Below are 14,469 nucleotides of genomic sequence, written 5' to 3'. Positions count from 1 at the left end.
ACAACGGGCCGCCGGCCCTTGTCGGTGCAGGTCGGCGGCCATCCGAGGTACCGGAAGTCGAGCGTCAGCGCCCATCAGCCGGCCCGCAGCGGATCCGCAGCGAACCATCAGCGCCGCCGCGCAAAGTGATCACACATCACCGGCGAAGGAGCAGCAGCGAAATGACCAAGTACGCGGGTAAGAAGGCCGTCATCACGGGCGGCACGATCGGCATGGGCCTCGCCATCGCCAAGCGGTTCGTCGAAGGCGGCGGCGAGGTGCTCCTGACGGGCCGTAATAAGAGGCACCTTGCGCAGGCCCGCGCCGAACTCGGTTCCGGAGCCCACGTGGTGCGTTCCGACACGGCGAGCCTGTTCGAGATAGCGGAGCTCGGCGGGACCGTGGCGGAGACGTTCGGGCAGGTGGACTACCTCTTCATCAACGCCGGCATATCGGAGATGACGCCTGTCGAGCAGACCACGGAGGAGTCGTACGACCGGCAGTTCGCCGTGAACACCAAGGGTGCCTTCTTCACGGTGCAGCGGATGATCCCGCTCCTCCGGGACGGCGGCGCGATCGTCTTCACCACCTCCGTCGCCGACACCACCGGCCCTGCGGGCATGGCCGTCTACTCCGGTACGAAGGCGGCTCTGTGGTCCTTCGCGCAGGTGCTGGCGTCGGAGCTGGTGGGGCGCGGCATACGCGTCAACGCCGTGAGCCCCGGCTTCATCGACACCCCCACGATGGGGGCCGCCGGCCTGAGCGACGAGGAGCGGCAGGCGTTCCAGGCCATCGGCGACGCCGTCACGCCGATGAAGCGCCACGGCTCCTCGGACGAGGTGGCCCGCGCGGCACTCTTCCTGGCCGTCGACGCGACGTTCACCACGGGGGTGAAGCTGCCGGTCGACGGTGGCCTGGGCCAGCACGTCGGCCTGATGCAGTAGACCGGAACGGATCGGAAGCGATCGGAACGGCACGGAAGGCGATGGTCGCGTCGAGCCCGGAAATGTTCCTGCCGCCGGCCTGACGGGGGTGAGTCCGGCGGCAGGAGTTCCGGGGGACGGCGGCCGGGGGAAGGGCCGCCGTGCGGGCGGAGAGGAGGGGGGAGGGGCTGGCGACCAGGCTCCCCGGGGAGATCAAGCGCCGTACGGGCGGGCGGCGCGGGCCTCGCGGAGGGACAGGGCCCACCAGCCCAGCTGGTCGAGCATGACCTTCGCGGCACCGGCGGAGGCGATGCCGGCCTCCTCGTCCAGGAGGCTGCCGTCCTCGGCGAACTTGCCCCAGGGGCTGTGGAAGCTGATGGTCTCGCGGATGGTGACCGCGTGCAGCTCGGAGAAGACCGGGCGCAGGTGCTCGACCGAGCGCAGACCACCGGCGAGACCGCCGTACGAGACGAACGCGACCGGCTTGGCCTGCCACTGGGTGTAGTGCCAGTCGATGAGGCTCTTGAGGGAGGCGGGGTAGCTGTGGTTGTACTCGGGCGTGATGACGACGAAGGCGTCGGCCTGCTCCAGCCGGGGGGTGACCTTGGCGAGGAGAGCGGCGTCCTCCGCGCCGGGCTCACGGCTCAGGGTCATCGGCAGCGGGTGGTCGGCGAGGTCGATGATGTCGAGCTCGATGTCGTCGCGCTGGGCGACCTGCGTCGTGAACCAGTTGGCGACCGTGGGGCCGAAGCGGCCGTCACGGACGGAACCGATGATGACGGCGAGGCGGTACGTGTTCTCGGACATGATGTCCCTCTCCTGAAGTGGTGGACCGAGCGGATCTCCGCGCCGCCTCGGTGGCGGGCCGTTGAACCGTTGATAAGAAGCTTGCGTCCTCAAGCGTGGTTGAGGTCAAGCGAGGGCCTGCGGCGGCGGCAATTGCTCTGGAAGGTCCGGGATTTGTGGCCGTTTCGGAAGGGTCGCGGACCCGAGGGCCCGCCGGGGCTCCTTGAAGAGTCCCCGGGAAGGCGCTCGAAGCCGGCCCGGCGAATGACCTGCCGGCCGATCAGGTCACCGCTCCCGGCGCCACCGGCGCCAGCCCTGCCGCCACAGCCCTCTGGGGTCCGGTCAGAAGATGTCCGGGCACCACGGCCGCCGCGCCGTGCGCAGCAGGCCGTCCGCGACCGCGAGGGCACCGGCCCGCTCCTCGGTGATCCTGCCCAGGGCGGCCAACCGCGAGGCCGACTCGTCGCCGAGGGCGAGCGCGCCCAGCTCGGCGACGCCCAGCGAGAGGTCGGCGGAGCGGGTGGTGGGCGTGCAACGGGCGCCGTCCGGCTCGGCGTCCAGCAGGAAACGCCCGGCGGCCAGGCCGGCCGGGTCGGTGACGTCGAGGACGAGCGAGCCCGGTGTGGCGTACGTACGGGCCGTCAGCAACTCCGGTACGTCCAGCGGCCGCAGCCACAGGAAGTCGGCCTGGGTGACGACGCGGGCCGCGCGCGGATCGGGCAGCAGGAGGGGAAGGACGTCGTCGGGGGCGCGGTACCCGGTGCGGACGCGGGTCACCCAGTCCGTGGAGAACAGGAGGTACCACAGGGCCCGTTCGGCCTCGGGGGTCACCGCGATCAGGTCGCGGACGGTGGCGGTGTGGTGGGCGAGCTTGGCCTCCCACTTGTCATCGGTCGTGTACGCCAGCAAGCCCTCGACGGTGCCGTCCGGGGATCGGTACAGGGCGTAGAACGGCTCCGTCCACGGGCTGTCGTCCATCGCGATCCCGCCGGTGTTCCGCTGCCACCAGTGCTCGGTGCGGTTGATGACGCCGTGCCGGGTGGCGCGCAGCCGCTCGTGCAGGCCGGGGCCGTGTTCGCGGACGTCGGAGGCGTCCACGAGATCCACGCGGCCGCCGTCCGCCGGGCCCGCGTAGCGCGGGTCCAGGCCGGTACGGGCCACCTCGATGTCCCACTCCGTGACCCAGGCGGCCGGACCGAAGCCGTAGCGCCCGTAGATGGGGTACTCGGCGGCGATCAGGGTCGCGGCGACGTCGCCCCGCTCCTTGGCGGCCCGCAGATCGCTGTCCATCATGCGGCTGAGCAGCCCGCGCCGGCGGTGCGTGGGCGAGACGGTGACGTTGCTGACCGCGTTCGCGGTGATGCTCGTACCGCCGGGGACGGTGAGCCGCTGGGGGAAGCTGCGGTAGGTGGCCACACAGCGCCCGGCGTCGAAGACGCCCTGGGCGCGCGACCAGTCGATCGACGTGCGCCGGGACTCGATCTCCTGCTTGCTGACCGTGGGCGGGCGGAGGAACCCGGTGTGCAGCGCGCGTATCCAGTCGGGGAGGTCGAGGTCGGGGGTGATCGTACGGACATCAAGGCTCATGCGGTCACGCTAGGTGCGGCCTTTCGCGAGCCGCACACGGTTTTCCGGGCGGGCGGGCGGACCACCGCTGCCCGACGCCTGCCGCCGGCCTCCCGGTGGACCGGCAGGTCCATCAGCCGGCCCGCCCCGGACCACGCCCCGGACCACGCCCCAGGCCACGCCCCAGACCGACCCCCTCAGAACGCCGCCCGGACCTCCCCCACGCGGTGGGGGCCGCCCAGGAGGGGGGCGTCGGCTATGCGGGCGATGACAGGGGAGTCGACGCCGAGGAGTTCCAGGCCGCGGGCCAGGACGGGGCCCATGGCCCGCATCGCACCGTCGTCGATCTTGAACGCGAGGGCGCGGCCGTCCGGCAGGGCCACGGCCTGGACGGCCTCGGCGCCCATCTTCGACAGCGCGCCCGGGACCTCGCGCATCACCCAGGTGTCGGGGCGGCGGGAGCCGGCCACGTATTCCGGGTGGGCGCGCATCGCGTCCGCGACCCGGCGCTCCGGGGTGCCCGGCTCGGCCAGGACGAAGCTGCGGAAGGCACGGGCCAGGCCGATGAGGGAGATCGCCATCAGGGGCGCCCCGCAGCCGTCCGTCCCGACGTGGTGGACGCGCTCGCCGCTAGCCGCCTCCACGGCCTGGAGGGCCAGGAGCTGGAGGGGGTGTTCGGGGGCGAGGTAGGAGTCCACCGGCCAGCCGTTGGCGACACAGACGGCGATCATGGCCGTGTGCTTGCCGGAGCAGTTCATGGTGACGCGGTCGCGGGAGCGGCCGGCCGCCAGGTAGGTCTCGGCCTCCGCCGGGTCGAGCGGCAGGTCGGGCGGGGTCTGCAGGGTGTCCTCGGAGATCTCGAACTCGGCGAGCATCTTCCGGACCAGATCGAGGTGGAAGGCTTCCCCGGAGTGGCTCGCGGCCGCCAGGGCCAGCCGTTCACCGGACAGCTCCAGGCCGGCTCGCAGCACGGCGGCCGCCTGCATCGGCTTGTTCGCGGAGCGCGGGTAGACCGGGGCGGCCGGATCGCCCAGCGCCAGCTCGACACTGCCGTCGGCCGCCAGCACCACCAGCGAACCGCGATGGTGGCCCTCGACGAAGCCGGAACGCACGACCTCGGCGAGGACCGGGGGTATGACGGCGGAGGAGAGTGGGGTCGAGGAGGTCATCGTCGGCCTTCCGGGGGAGGTGGTGCGGACCGCCCCCGGTGGATCACGAGAGGAGGTCGTCTACTTGCGCTTCCCCTTCACGGTACCTGCGGGCGATCTCGGCACTGCAATCGTCGGCCGTTCGCTGAAGGTGCTGGCGGCGCACCGAGACCTGCCGCTCGTACGACATGAGGCGGCGCATGCCCTCGTGCAGCTCGTGGTCGGTGCGGGCGCCGAGGTCCGACAGCTCCACCTCGGACAGCATGTCCTCGGCCAGCCGCCGGTACTGCTCGCTGTGCGGGGTTCCCAGCGTCACATGGCGGGCGGAGGAGCGCTGGGTGGACGGGTCGTCCGCGAGGATCTCCGACAGCCGGTCGACGACGAGCCTGGCCATGACCGGCGCATCCGGCGAGGCCCGCCGCGAGAGCTCCGCCCGCAGGATGTCGATCCGCCCCTGGAGCAGCCGCCGCACATAGCTCAGGTCCGCCTCGTCCCGCTGCGCCTCCCGCCGCAGACCGCGCAGCTCCGTGAGGCGCAGCTCGCACAGCGCCCGCCCGGGGACGTCCGCCTGCCGGCCGGTGCGCTGGCTGGGCGGCCGGGGATGCAGGCTGTCGGCTGCCTTGAGCATGGGGCCGTCCTCAATGGGTGTGGTCATGCGTTTCCGTTCCCCTCGGGCGGTGGGCGTCCCGGGTCACGTTGCCCGCATAAGCACCGCCTGCACGCATCGTGCCACTCCGTGAGGTCCGGGCGCAGGGTCCTGGCACCCGAACGGCCCTGGATGGACGCAGGGCATCATGGTCCGTATGCGTGCAGTGGTGCAGAGAGTGGACGGGGCCGCCGTCGTCGTGGACGGCGAGACGGTAGGGGAGATCATCGGACAAGGGCTCTGCGTCCTTGTCGGAGTGACGCATGAGGACACCCCGGAGAAGGCCGCGCAGCTCGCCCGCAAGCTGTGGTCCGTACGCATTCTTGAAGACGAGAAGTCTTGTTCGGATGTGGGGGCGCCGTTGCTGGTGATCTCCCAGTTCACTCTCTACGGTGACGCCCGTAAGGGGCGGCGCCCCACGTGGAACGCGGCCGCCCCCGGCGAGGTCGCGGAGCCCCTGGTCGACGAGGTCGTCGCTCGGCTTCGCGCGCTGGGCGCGCACGTGGAGACGGGCCGCTTCGGAGCGGACATGAAGGTGTCCCTCACGAACAACGGCCCGTTCACGGTGCTGATCGAGGTCTGAGCAGCCCAGGCGCGGCCGCTACGGCTCGACCACGACCTCCTGGGACGCCGCCGTCGCCTCTCCCACCAGCAGGGGGGCGTCCAGCGGGACGTTGCGCTTGACCAGGGCCAGGGCCACCGGGCCCAGCTCGTGGTGGCGGGCGGAGGTGGTGACGAAGCCCAGCTGGCGGCCCTCGGGGCCGTCGGCGGCCAGGCGGACCGGGGCGCCGTGGCCCGGCAGGGACACCTCGCTGCCGTCCAGGTGCAGGAAGACCAGGCGGCGCGGCGGCTTGCCGAGGTTGTGGACGCGGGCGACCGTCTCCTGGCCGCGGTAGCAGCCCTTCTGCAGGTGCACCGCCGTGCCGATCCAGCCCAGCTCGTGCGGGATCGTGCGGTGGTCGGTCTCCAGCCCCACCCGCGGGCGGTGCGCCTCGACGCGCAGCGCCTCGTACGCCAGGACGCCCACCGCGGGGCCGTGCGTGGCGGCGAAGTCCGTCAGCCGCTCGCGCGGCAGGAACAGGTCGCGGCCGTGCGCCGTCTCGCGCACGGTCACCCCGTCCGGCACCTCGGCGATCGAGCCCGCCGGCAGGTGCACCACGGCGAAGTCGTCCGTACGGTCGGCGACCTCGACGCGGTAGAAGAACTTCATGCTCTCCAGATACGCGATGAGGTCGCCCTGGGTGCCCGGCTCCACGTGCGCCCAGGTCGTCTCCCCGTCGTCGACCAGATAGAGCGCGTGCTCGATGTGGCCGTTGGCGGAGAGGATCAGCGCCTCCGTGGCCTGTCCGGCCGGGAGCTCGCTCACATGCTGGGTGATGAGCAGGTGGAGCCAGCTCAGCCGGTCGGCGCCGGTGACGGTGACGACCCCGCGGTGCGAGAGGTCGACGAAACCGGACCCGCCGGCGAGCGCGCGCTGTTCGCGGAAGAGTTCGCCGTAGTGCGCGGCGACGCCTTCGTCCGGGCCCTCGGCGCCGACGGCACCGGGCAGCGACAACAGCGGGCTGGCTTTCGATTGACGCAGCATGCGCACAAGCCTACGACCCGCCCGCCACCGCCCCCGAAGAGCCGCCGGAACCGGCGTCGGAGCCGGTCCCCGCGCCGGAAGCGGAATCGGTTCCCGCGCCGGGGCCCGACCCGCCACCCTCGCCCTTCGCCGCGCAGTCGGCGCACCGGCCGAAGATCGCGAAGTGCTTCATGTCCGTCTCGAAGCCGAACGTCTCGCGCAGCTGATCGGTGAACGGCCCCGCCACCGACAGATCCGCCTCGATCACGCCCGTGCAGTCCCGGCAGACGAGGTGTATGTGGTGGTGCCGGTCGGCGAGGTGGTAGGTGGGCGCGCCGTGCCCGAGGTGGGCGTGGCTGACCAGCCCCAGCTCCTCCAGCAGCTCCAGGGTCCGGTAGACCGTGGAGATGTTGACCCCGCCCGCGGTCTTGCGGACCTCGGTGAGGATGTCGTCCGGGGTCGCGTGCTCCAGCCGGTCGACCGCCTCCAGGACGAGCTGGCGCTGCGGGGTCAGCCGGTACCCGCGCTTACGGAGGTTGCTCTGCCAGTCGGTGTCCACCACGCCCCCAGTCTAGGCAGCGTCAGCCGGTCCGTACCCCCTTCAGATACCCGGCGAGCGCGGCGATGGCCGCGGGGTTGCGGGGGCTCTCGACGAGGTCGACGTAGTCGAGGACGAAAATGCGGTCGTTCTTGATCGCCGAGACGTTGGCGAGCGGGGCGTAGGACTTGAGGAACTCCTTCTTCTGTTCCGCCGTCACGTCGCCGTAGTTGTTGATCACGATGACGTCCGGGTTCCGGTCCACGACCGTCTCCCAGCTGACCGACGTCCAGGAGTCCTTGAGGTCCTTCATCACGTGGTCGCCGCCGGCCTTGGTGATGATGTCGTGCGGACCGGCGTACGCGCCGGAGGTCAGCGGCTTGTCCCGGCCGTCGTCGTAGAGGAAGACGCTGGGCCGCTCGCCGTTTTCGGGGATCCGCGCCTGGGCGTCGGCGACCTGCTTCTTGAACCCGGCGACGAGTTTCGCCGCCCGCTCCTCGACGTCGAAGACCTTCCCCAGCGTCTCCAGATCGGTGTACAGCGCCTCCAGCGGCGGCATCACACCGCGGGACTTGGCGCTGCCGCCGTTGCGGCAGGACTCGGTGAGGACGTAGCTGCCGATGCCGAGCTTCTTCAGGGACGCGGGGGTGAAGCCGTTGCCCTCGCCGAAGCCGTAGTTCCAGCCCGCGAAGACCAGGTCCGCCTTGGCGTCCAGGGCGATCTCCTTGGTGATCTCCTTCTTGGACAGCCACTTCACCTTCTTGTAGCCGTCCTTCCAGGCCACGGCCTCGCGGTCGCCCTTGTAGTCCGGCGCCACGTACCCCGCCATGTGGTCCTCCAGGCCGAGCGCGAACATGATCTCCGCGATGCCGACGTCGTTGGTCACCACCCGCCGCGGGGCCTTGTCGTACGTCGTCTTCACCCCGCAGTTCTCGACGGTCACGGGGTAGTGCCCCTTCCTCCCCCCGGCCCCCTTGGCATGCTCACCGTCCCCGGAGTCGTCGACCTTCGCGCCGCAGCCCGCGAGGGCGACGGCGGCGAGAAGCGCGGTGAGGGTACGGGCGGTACGGGCGGCGGCGGTGGCCATGGCGCGTCCTTAACTGGGGGAAGCCTTACGGGGTGGGGAGGCGGTCGAAGAGCAGTTGCGGGGCGCCGGACTCGGGGTGCGGCACCCGGTGGGCCCGTACGCCGAAGACGTCCGCGAGCAACTCGGCGGTCAGCACGTCGTGCGGCGGGCCGGAGGCCACGATGCGGCCGTCCGCGATGACGTACAGCGCGTCGCAGTGGGTGGCGGCCAGATTGAGGTCGTGCAGCGCGGCCAGCACCGTCAGCCCGGAGCCCCGCACCAGCGCCAGGACCTCCAGCTGCTGCGCGATGTCCAGGTGGTTCGTCGGCTCGTCCAGGACCAGCACCTTCGGCTGCTGTGCCAGGGCCCGGGCGATCAGCACCCGCTGCTTCTCACCGCCCGACAGGGTCAGGAAGCCCCGCCCCGCGAGGTGGGCCGCGCCGACCCGCTCCAGGGCCGCCGCGCAGACCCGGGTGTCGTCCGCCGTGACGCGCGCGGCGGCGCTCTGGTGCGGCAGCCGCCCCATGGCGACGATCTCGGTGACGGTGAAGTCGAACTCGCTCGCCGACTCCTGCGGCAGCGCCGCCAGCCTGCGGGCGCCCTCGCGGGCGCTCAGCGCGTGCAGGTCGTCGCCGTCGAGGCGGACGCCGCCCGTGGCCGGCCGCAGGGCGCGGTAGACGCAGCGCAGCAGGGTGGACTTGCCGCTGCCGTTGGGCCCGACCAGGCCGACGAACTGGCCGCTGTCCGCCCGGAGCGCGATGTCCGCGACGAGCCGGGCGCCCGCGATCTCGACCGACAGGTCCTCGATGTCGACGCGCATGCTCTAAGCCCCTCCGAAGGTGTAGCCGCGGCGCCGCATGAGCAGCACGAAGCACGGCACGCCGATGACGGCCGTGATGGCACCGACCGGCAGCTCCACGGGCGCCAGCAGCAGCCGGGAGAGGATGTCGACCCACAGGAGCAGCACCGCGCCCAGCAGGGGCGCGACGGTCAGCACCCGGCGGTGGTCGGCGCCCACGAGCATGCGGGTGACGTGCGGGACCATCAGGCCGACGAAACCGATCGCACCGCTGACGGCGACGACGGCGCCCGTGACGGCGGCCGTGACGACGAACAGCCGCCGGCGCATCCGCTCGGGGTCCACGCCGAGCGCGGTGGCGGTCTCGTCGCCCATGGCGAGGGCGTTCAGGTTCCGCGCCGACCAGAGCAGGAAGCCGAGCCCGCAGCCGACGACGCCCGCCGCGATGGGCACGGACCCCCAGGTGGCCCCGCCGAGGCTGCCGAGCAGCCACATCATGGCGGAGCGGGCCGCCTCCCCGCGGTCGGCGCTGAAGACCATCAAGGTGGTGGCGGCCGCGAAGCCGTAGTGCATGGCGGTGCCGGTGAGCACCAGCCGCAGCGGGGTCAGCCCCTGCGCGGTGCGCGCCGCCGCGTAGACGAGCAGCATCGCGGCGAGCGCGGAGGAGAACGCGGCGCCGGACAGCGCCCACACGCCGAGCGAGCCCAGGGCCCCGAAGAGCAGCACGGCGTTCGCCCCGACGGCGGCGCCCGAGGAGATCCCGAGGACGAAGGGGTCGGCGAGGGCGTTGCGGACCATGGCCTGGACGGCGACGCCGGTCGCGGAGAGCCCGGCGCCGACGACGGCGGCGAGCAGGGCGCGCGGGAAGCGCAGCTCCCAGATGATGGTGTAGGCGGAGACCTCGTCGGGCGCGATGGACCCGCCGCTCAGCCCGGCCCAGAGATAGCGCAGCGTCCGCGACCAGGTCACCCCGGAGGAACCGAGGCCGATACAGCACAGCAGCGAGCCGATCAGCGCTGCCCCGAGGCCGGCCAGCAGGGGCGGCAGCGGCACCCGGCGCGGAGCCGGTGGCCTGCCGGGCGGGCCCGTCGTGCTGGGAGAGGTGACCTGGGAGGGGATCCCCACGGGGTACGCCTTCGGCTCGGGCCGCTTCCCTGCGTCCCAAGGAGCGGCCCCGAACGCGATCCGCGGGGGCGTCCCCTCGCAGTCCACGGCGAGTTGTCAGGAGCTGACGCCGCCGCGGGTGATCGGGCTCGCGGGGGGAACCGTCAAGGGTCCCTCCGCCCACCGTTGCGGGTCAGCGCCGGACTTCGACCGGACTTCCCCCGCGGGGCGTGGTGAGAGCGAGGCTCTCGTAGGTCGTGCTCAGCCGGTGTAGGGCGTGCCGTCCGGGTTGAAGAAGGCGACGCCGTCCGGCATGTCGTCGGGCAGGTTCTGCGCCCACTCCTGGAGGTCGGCGATCTTCTTGAGGTGCGCCGACATGTAGGGGCGCAGCGGCACCTCGGGGGTCGCCTTCTCGCCGACCCACATCAGGTCGCCCTTGACGTAGCCGTACAGGCGCTTGCCGCCGGTGTACGGGCCGGACGCCTCGGTGCGGGCGACGGCGTCGGTCGCCAGGTCGATCTGCGGCTTCTGGTCGGCGAGCTCGCCGTACCAGACCTCGGCGACACCCGCGTCGCGGATCATGACGACCTCGACCTTGCGGTCCTTGTCGATCCGCCAGTAGCCGCTCTCGGACTCCAGCGGGCGGCCCATCTTGCCCTCGGCGTCGAGAACCCAGCTGTGCGAGTGGTACTCCAGGAAGTCACGGCCGTCGTGGGTGAAGACGACTTCCTGCCCGAAGTTGCACTTCTCGGCACCGGGGAAGTCGGCGACGCCCGCGCCCTCCCACTTGCCGAGGAGGAAGACCAGGGGCACGAGGTCCGGGTGGAGGTCGGACGGAATCTCGATCATGGAGGGCTCAGACGATCTCTAGGTGAACGGTCAACGACAAGGTCAGCGCTGGCCCTGGTACAGCTTCTTCCAGGTCAGCCCGGCGAACGCGAGAACGCCGACGACGACCAGGACAAGCAGGGAGGTGAAGACTGCCTCAAGCACGAGCGCGCTCCTCGGTCGGAGTGAGGGTGTACGGACCGCTGCCGAGTCTAGTCGGACGTGTCCGGAGCGGCGCTGTGAGGTCGATCGTCCCCCGGCCCGCACGGTGGCGGCGGGCCCTAGAGTGATCGCATGGCGTACAAGAAGCTCGTGATCAAGGTGACGGCCGGGGCGGACGCGCCCGAGCGGTGCTCGCAGGCGTTCACGGTGGCGGCGGTCGCCGTCGCGAGTGGCGTCGAGGTGTCGCTGTGGCTGACCGGTGAGTCGTCGTGGTTCGCGCTGCCGGGGCGGGCGGCGGAGTTCGAGCTGCCGCACGCGGCGCCGCTGCCCGACCTGATCGAGGGGATCCGGGTCGGCGGCGGCATGATCACGGTGTGCACGCAGTGCGCGGCGCGCCGGGACATCGAGGAGAAGGACCTCATCGAGGGCGCGCGCATCGCCGGGGCGCAGGTCTTCGTCAGCGAGATCATGGCGGAGGGCGCGCAGGCGCTGGTCTACTAGCCGCCGCCGGCCCACTGCTCGTCCACTGGCCGCCGCTCGCCCGTCGGCCGCCGCTCGCCGTCATCGGCGGCGCTTGCCGTCCAGCTCGTCCCACCACTCGTCCGACTTCGGGTCGCCCGAGGGGTCGTCCCACCAGCGGTCGTCCGGCCCCCTGCGGTTGGCCACGACGGCCGCCACGGGCGGGATCACCATCGCCACCAGGCACATCGCGACCGCGGCCGGCACCGACCACAGGCGCACCACCGCCCACGCCAGGACGAACAGGCCGATGCAGGTGCCCATCATGGCGAAGTACCAGTGGCGGCGCCGCGTGTACATGCATCCACCGTACGACCGGCCGCGAGCGGTGCGAAGAGGCGGCCGTGCGAACAGGCGACGGCGCGAAGGGCCGCACCCCCATCAAGGCGTCCAACCCCGGGGTGCGGCCCTTCGGCCGTAGGTGAGCCGTTCTCAGACGGCGATGGCGACCTCCGCCAGGCCGCCCTGCTGCGCGACGACCGTACGGTCGGCGGACTTCCCGCCGGCCACGAGCGCCCGCAGCGTCCACCGGCCCTCGGCCGCGTAGAAGCGGAACTGTCCGGTCGCGGACGTGGGCACCTCGGCGGTGAATTCGCCGGTGCTGTCCAGCAGGCGGACGTAACCGCTGACGGGCTGGCCGTCCAGGGTCACCGAACCCTGGATGGTGGTCTCACCGGGCTTGGCGGTCGAGGCGTCCGGGCCGCCGGCCTTTGCTCCACACATAAGTGATCCTTGAGGGTTGGGGGGACGGGTCAGTTGCCGGCGCCGAGCTCGATCGGCACGCCGACCAGCGAGCCGTACTCGGTCCAGGAGCCGTCGTAGTTGCGGACGTTGGGCTGTCCCAGCAGCTCGTGCAGCACAAACCAGGTGTGCGCGGAGCGCTCGCCGATGCGGCAGTAGGCGATGGTGTCCTTGGACAGGTCCACGCCGGCGCCCTCGTAGATCGCCTTGAGCTCGTCGTCGGACTTGAAGGTGCCGTCGTCGTTGGCCGACTTCGACCAGGGGATGTTGCGGGCGCTGGGCACGTGGCCGGGGCGCTGCGACTGCTCCTGGGGGAGGTGCGCCGGGGCGAGCAGCTTGCCGCTGAACTCGTCGGGGGAGCGCACGTCGACGAGGTTGAGCGAGCCGATGGCGGCGATGACGTCGTCGCGGAACGCGCGGATCGACGCGTCCTGGGGCTTGGCCCGGTACTCGGTGCGCGGGCGCTCCGGCACCTCGGCGACCAGGTCGCGGGAGTCCAGCTCCCACTTCTTGCGGCCGCCGTCGAGGAGCTTCACGTCCTGGTGGCCGTAGAGCTTGAAGTACCAGTAGGCGTACGAGGCGAACCAGTTGTTGTTGCCGCCGTAGAGGACGACGGTGTCGTCGTTGGCGATGCCCTTCTCCGAGAGCAGCTTCTCGAAGCCGGCCTGGTCGACGAAGTCACGGCGTACCGGGTCCTGGAGGTCGGACTTCCAGTCGATGCGGACCGCGCTCTTGATGTGGTTCTTCTCGTAGGCCGAGGTGTCCTCGTCGACCTCGACGATGACGGTCTTCGGGTCGCCTGCGTCGATGCGGGCCTGTACCCAGTCGGCGTCCACCAGGACGTCACTGCGGCTCATGCTGTTCTCCTCCGGGGCAGTTGCGGAATGTGCGCGGGTACGCGAGAGAGGGGGCGTGGCGCCGCGCAGCTGATGGTGTGGGAGGGCCTCGACGGGGCGAGGCGGAACAAGCGGGGGACGAGCGGCCGGCGGAAGGGAGGGACCGCCGGGGGCTTGGTCCCCGTCAGACATGACGACAGAGCATGGCGGCGACGCGGCACAGGTCTACTGCCCGCCGCTTCGTGAGATCCGCCTGTCGCTTCATGCGTCCGATCGTAGGGACGGACAGGCGTGCGTGTCACCGGTGTGTCGAATTGCGAGACGAGATCTTCCACCATGTGGGATCGCCTCGCCTGAGGAGAGGCCGGACGAGCGGGTTCCGGGCCGGGGGTCCGTACGTGTTCTGTCGTACGGACATGCGCGTCTCGCGTGCTGGACCGTGCTGGACGGGGCTCCGGGTGGGGGACCGGCGCCCCGTGCGGGTTACGGGCCTCAGCCCGCCAGGTTCACCTGCGAACCGGTGAGCGTGATGTCGACGCCCTCCGGCGTGGTGACGACCTTGTCCAGCTTGATGCCCTTGGGCAGGCCGTTGATTCGGCGGTCCAGGTCGATCTTCCGGCGGACGGCGTCCTCCAGGCCCGGGATGCCCTGCGACGGCACCTCGTCGGCCCGTACGCGGACGGTGTCGCCGTTCTGCACGCTCACCGTGGAGACGACGCTGCGCTCGACGGTCTGGCCCATCATCATCACCTTGCCGGTGACCTTGACCTGGCTCTTGCCGGAGGCGCTCGTGCCGCCGTAGGCGATCGTCACGCCGGGATCGGCGGCGGCCTTGGTGAGCTCCTCGTACGTGATGCGCGCGGTGCCCGTCGCGCGGTCGGCGACGGCGGAGGAGAAGCTGCTGTCGATGCGGACGTCGTGCAGCGTGGCGTCGAAGGCCGAGACCCGCACCGACTCACGGCCCGAACCGGCGGTGACGCCGTCCATCTTGACCTCGACCTCGTCGAGGCTGGAGCCGGCTATCTGGGTCAGGAACGGAAAGCCCTTGATCGAGACCTCCGGGGTGCCGGAGAGGCCCTGGCTGCTGCGGATCTTCTCGGCGGCCTGGTCCTCGGCGAGGTACACCGCGAGCCGGTCCGCGCCCACGAAGAGTGCCCCCAGAATCACGGCGACGATCAGGGTTATCCGTATTGCGCGCATCGAATGTCTCGCTCCCCCGGGTTTCGGTCAGGCCCCTTGCCTGTGCAGGGAGCCTAACCGGACC

General features: G+C 71.4%; 18 protein-coding genes. 3 read left to right on the top strand and 15 right to left on the bottom strand.

Going from position 1 to position 14,469, the window contains the following annotated elements:
• Nucleotides 1–161 precede the first annotated feature (161 nt).
• The gene (locus ACZ303_RS15120) at nucleotides 162–923 is read left to right on the top strand and encodes an SDR family oxidoreductase (RefSeq protein ID WP_467338951.1); all 762 of its coding nucleotides are present in this window, start codon (nucleotides 162–164) and stop codon (nucleotides 921–923) included.
• A gap of 192 nt (nucleotides 924–1,115) precedes the next feature.
• On the opposite strand, the gene ACZ303_RS15115 is transcribed toward ACZ303_RS15120, so the two are convergent.
• From ACZ303_RS15115 to ACZ303_RS15100, 4 genes are all read right to left on the bottom strand, one after another.
• Nucleotides 1,116–1,709, bottom strand: a complete 594-nt coding sequence (locus ACZ303_RS15115; RefSeq protein WP_467338949.1) for an NADPH-dependent FMN reductase — start codon at nucleotides 1,707–1,709, stop codon at nucleotides 1,116–1,118.
• 321 nt (nucleotides 1,710–2,030) lie between these two features.
• On the bottom strand, nucleotides 2,031–3,275 hold the full coding sequence (locus tag ACZ303_RS15110; RefSeq protein ID WP_467338947.1) for a GNAT family N-acetyltransferase: 1,245 nt from the start codon (nucleotides 3,273–3,275) through the stop codon (nucleotides 2,031–2,033).
• Between the two features lie 176 nt (nucleotides 3,276–3,451).
• Nucleotides 3,452–4,423, bottom strand: a complete 972-nt coding sequence (locus ACZ303_RS15105; protein WP_467338945.1) for an asparaginase — start codon at nucleotides 4,421–4,423, stop codon at nucleotides 3,452–3,454.
• A 43-nt stretch (nucleotides 4,424–4,466) separates the two neighbouring features.
• Nucleotides 4,467–5,057, bottom strand: coding sequence for an RsiG family protein (locus ACZ303_RS15100; RefSeq protein WP_467338943.1), 591 nt, complete (start codon nucleotides 5,055–5,057; stop codon nucleotides 4,467–4,469).
• A gap of 148 nt (nucleotides 5,058–5,205) precedes the next feature.
• On the opposite strand from ACZ303_RS15100, the gene dtd reads away from it, so the two are divergent.
• Nucleotides 5,206–5,631, top strand: coding sequence for a D-aminoacyl-tRNA deacylase (dtd, locus tag ACZ303_RS15095; RefSeq protein ID WP_467338941.1), 426 nt, complete (start codon nucleotides 5,206–5,208; stop codon nucleotides 5,629–5,631).
• An 18-nt stretch (nucleotides 5,632–5,649) separates the two neighbouring features.
• Here the strand turns inward: dtd and ygfZ are convergent, their stop codons facing one another.
• The 6 genes from ygfZ to ACZ303_RS15065 form a co-directional block, all read right to left on the bottom strand.
• The gene (gene ygfZ, locus ACZ303_RS15090) at nucleotides 5,650–6,633 is read right to left on the bottom strand and encodes a CAF17-like 4Fe-4S cluster assembly/insertion protein YgfZ (RefSeq protein ID WP_467338939.1); all 984 of its coding nucleotides are present in this window, start codon (nucleotides 6,631–6,633) and stop codon (nucleotides 5,650–5,652) included.
• A 10-nt stretch (nucleotides 6,634–6,643) separates the two neighbouring features.
• Nucleotides 6,644–7,174, bottom strand: a complete 531-nt coding sequence (locus ACZ303_RS15085; RefSeq protein WP_467338937.1) for a Fur family transcriptional regulator — start codon at nucleotides 7,172–7,174, stop codon at nucleotides 6,644–6,646.
• A gap of 19 nt (nucleotides 7,175–7,193) precedes the next feature.
• Nucleotides 7,194–8,237 carry an ABC transporter substrate-binding protein gene (locus ACZ303_RS15080; protein WP_467338935.1) on the bottom strand — a complete coding sequence of 348 codons (1,044 nt, stop codon included), beginning with the start codon at nucleotides 8,235–8,237 and terminating at the stop codon, nucleotides 7,194–7,196.
• Nucleotides 8,238–8,262: 25 nt separating this feature from the next.
• On the bottom strand, nucleotides 8,263–9,036 hold the full coding sequence (locus ACZ303_RS15075) for an ABC transporter ATP-binding protein (protein ID WP_467338933.1): 774 nt from the start codon (nucleotides 9,034–9,036) through the stop codon (nucleotides 8,263–8,265).
• A 3-nt stretch (nucleotides 9,037–9,039) separates the two neighbouring features.
• Nucleotides 9,040–10,140 carry a FecCD family ABC transporter permease gene (locus ACZ303_RS15070; RefSeq protein WP_467338931.1) on the bottom strand — a complete coding sequence of 367 codons (1,101 nt, stop codon included), beginning with the start codon at nucleotides 10,138–10,140 and terminating at the stop codon, nucleotides 9,040–9,042.
• 240 nt (nucleotides 10,141–10,380) lie between these two features.
• Nucleotides 10,381–10,968 carry a heme-binding beta-barrel domain-containing protein gene (locus ACZ303_RS15065; RefSeq protein WP_467338929.1) on the bottom strand — a complete coding sequence of 196 codons (588 nt, stop codon included), beginning with the start codon at nucleotides 10,966–10,968 and terminating at the stop codon, nucleotides 10,381–10,383.
• A 273-nt stretch (nucleotides 10,969–11,241) separates the two neighbouring features.
• Here ACZ303_RS15065 and ACZ303_RS15060 point away from each other — a divergent pair, with 273 nt between their 5' ends.
• On the top strand, nucleotides 11,242–11,610 hold the full coding sequence (locus ACZ303_RS15060) for a DsrE family protein (protein ID WP_467338927.1): 369 nt from the start codon (nucleotides 11,242–11,244) through the stop codon (nucleotides 11,608–11,610).
• A 60-nt stretch (nucleotides 11,611–11,670) separates the two neighbouring features.
• Here ACZ303_RS15060 and ACZ303_RS15055 read toward each other — a convergent pair whose 3' ends face one another.
• From ACZ303_RS15055 to ACZ303_RS15035, 5 genes are all read right to left on the bottom strand, one after another.
• Nucleotides 11,671–11,928 (bottom strand): DUF3099 domain-containing protein, encoded by a 258-nt coding sequence (locus ACZ303_RS15055; protein ID WP_467338925.1) that lies wholly within the window; start codon nucleotides 11,926–11,928, stop codon nucleotides 11,671–11,673.
• Between the two features lie 132 nt (nucleotides 11,929–12,060).
• Nucleotides 12,061–12,351 carry a DUF1416 domain-containing protein gene (locus ACZ303_RS15050; protein ID WP_467338923.1) on the bottom strand — a complete coding sequence of 97 codons (291 nt, stop codon included), beginning with the start codon at nucleotides 12,349–12,351 and terminating at the stop codon, nucleotides 12,061–12,063.
• 29 nt (nucleotides 12,352–12,380) lie between these two features.
• Nucleotides 12,381–13,226 carry a sulfurtransferase gene (locus tag ACZ303_RS15045; RefSeq protein WP_467338921.1) on the bottom strand — a complete coding sequence of 282 codons (846 nt, stop codon included), beginning with the start codon at nucleotides 13,224–13,226 and terminating at the stop codon, nucleotides 12,381–12,383.
• Nucleotides 13,227–13,389: 163 nt separating this feature from the next.
• Nucleotides 13,390–13,470 (bottom strand): putative leader peptide, encoded by an 81-nt coding sequence (locus ACZ303_RS15040; RefSeq protein WP_359104787.1) that lies wholly within the window; start codon nucleotides 13,468–13,470, stop codon nucleotides 13,390–13,392.
• A gap of 227 nt (nucleotides 13,471–13,697) precedes the next feature.
• Nucleotides 13,698–14,405 carry an LmeA family phospholipid-binding protein gene (locus ACZ303_RS15035; protein ID WP_467338919.1) on the bottom strand — a complete coding sequence of 236 codons (708 nt, stop codon included), beginning with the start codon at nucleotides 14,403–14,405 and terminating at the stop codon, nucleotides 13,698–13,700.
• Nucleotides 14,406–14,469 lie beyond the last annotated feature (64 nt).

Source organism: Streptomyces sp. NPDC023527 (assembly GCF_055560115.1).
The sequence above is the reverse complement of the archived record's forward strand: the minus strand, read 5'-3'. Positions and strand labels throughout refer to the sequence as shown.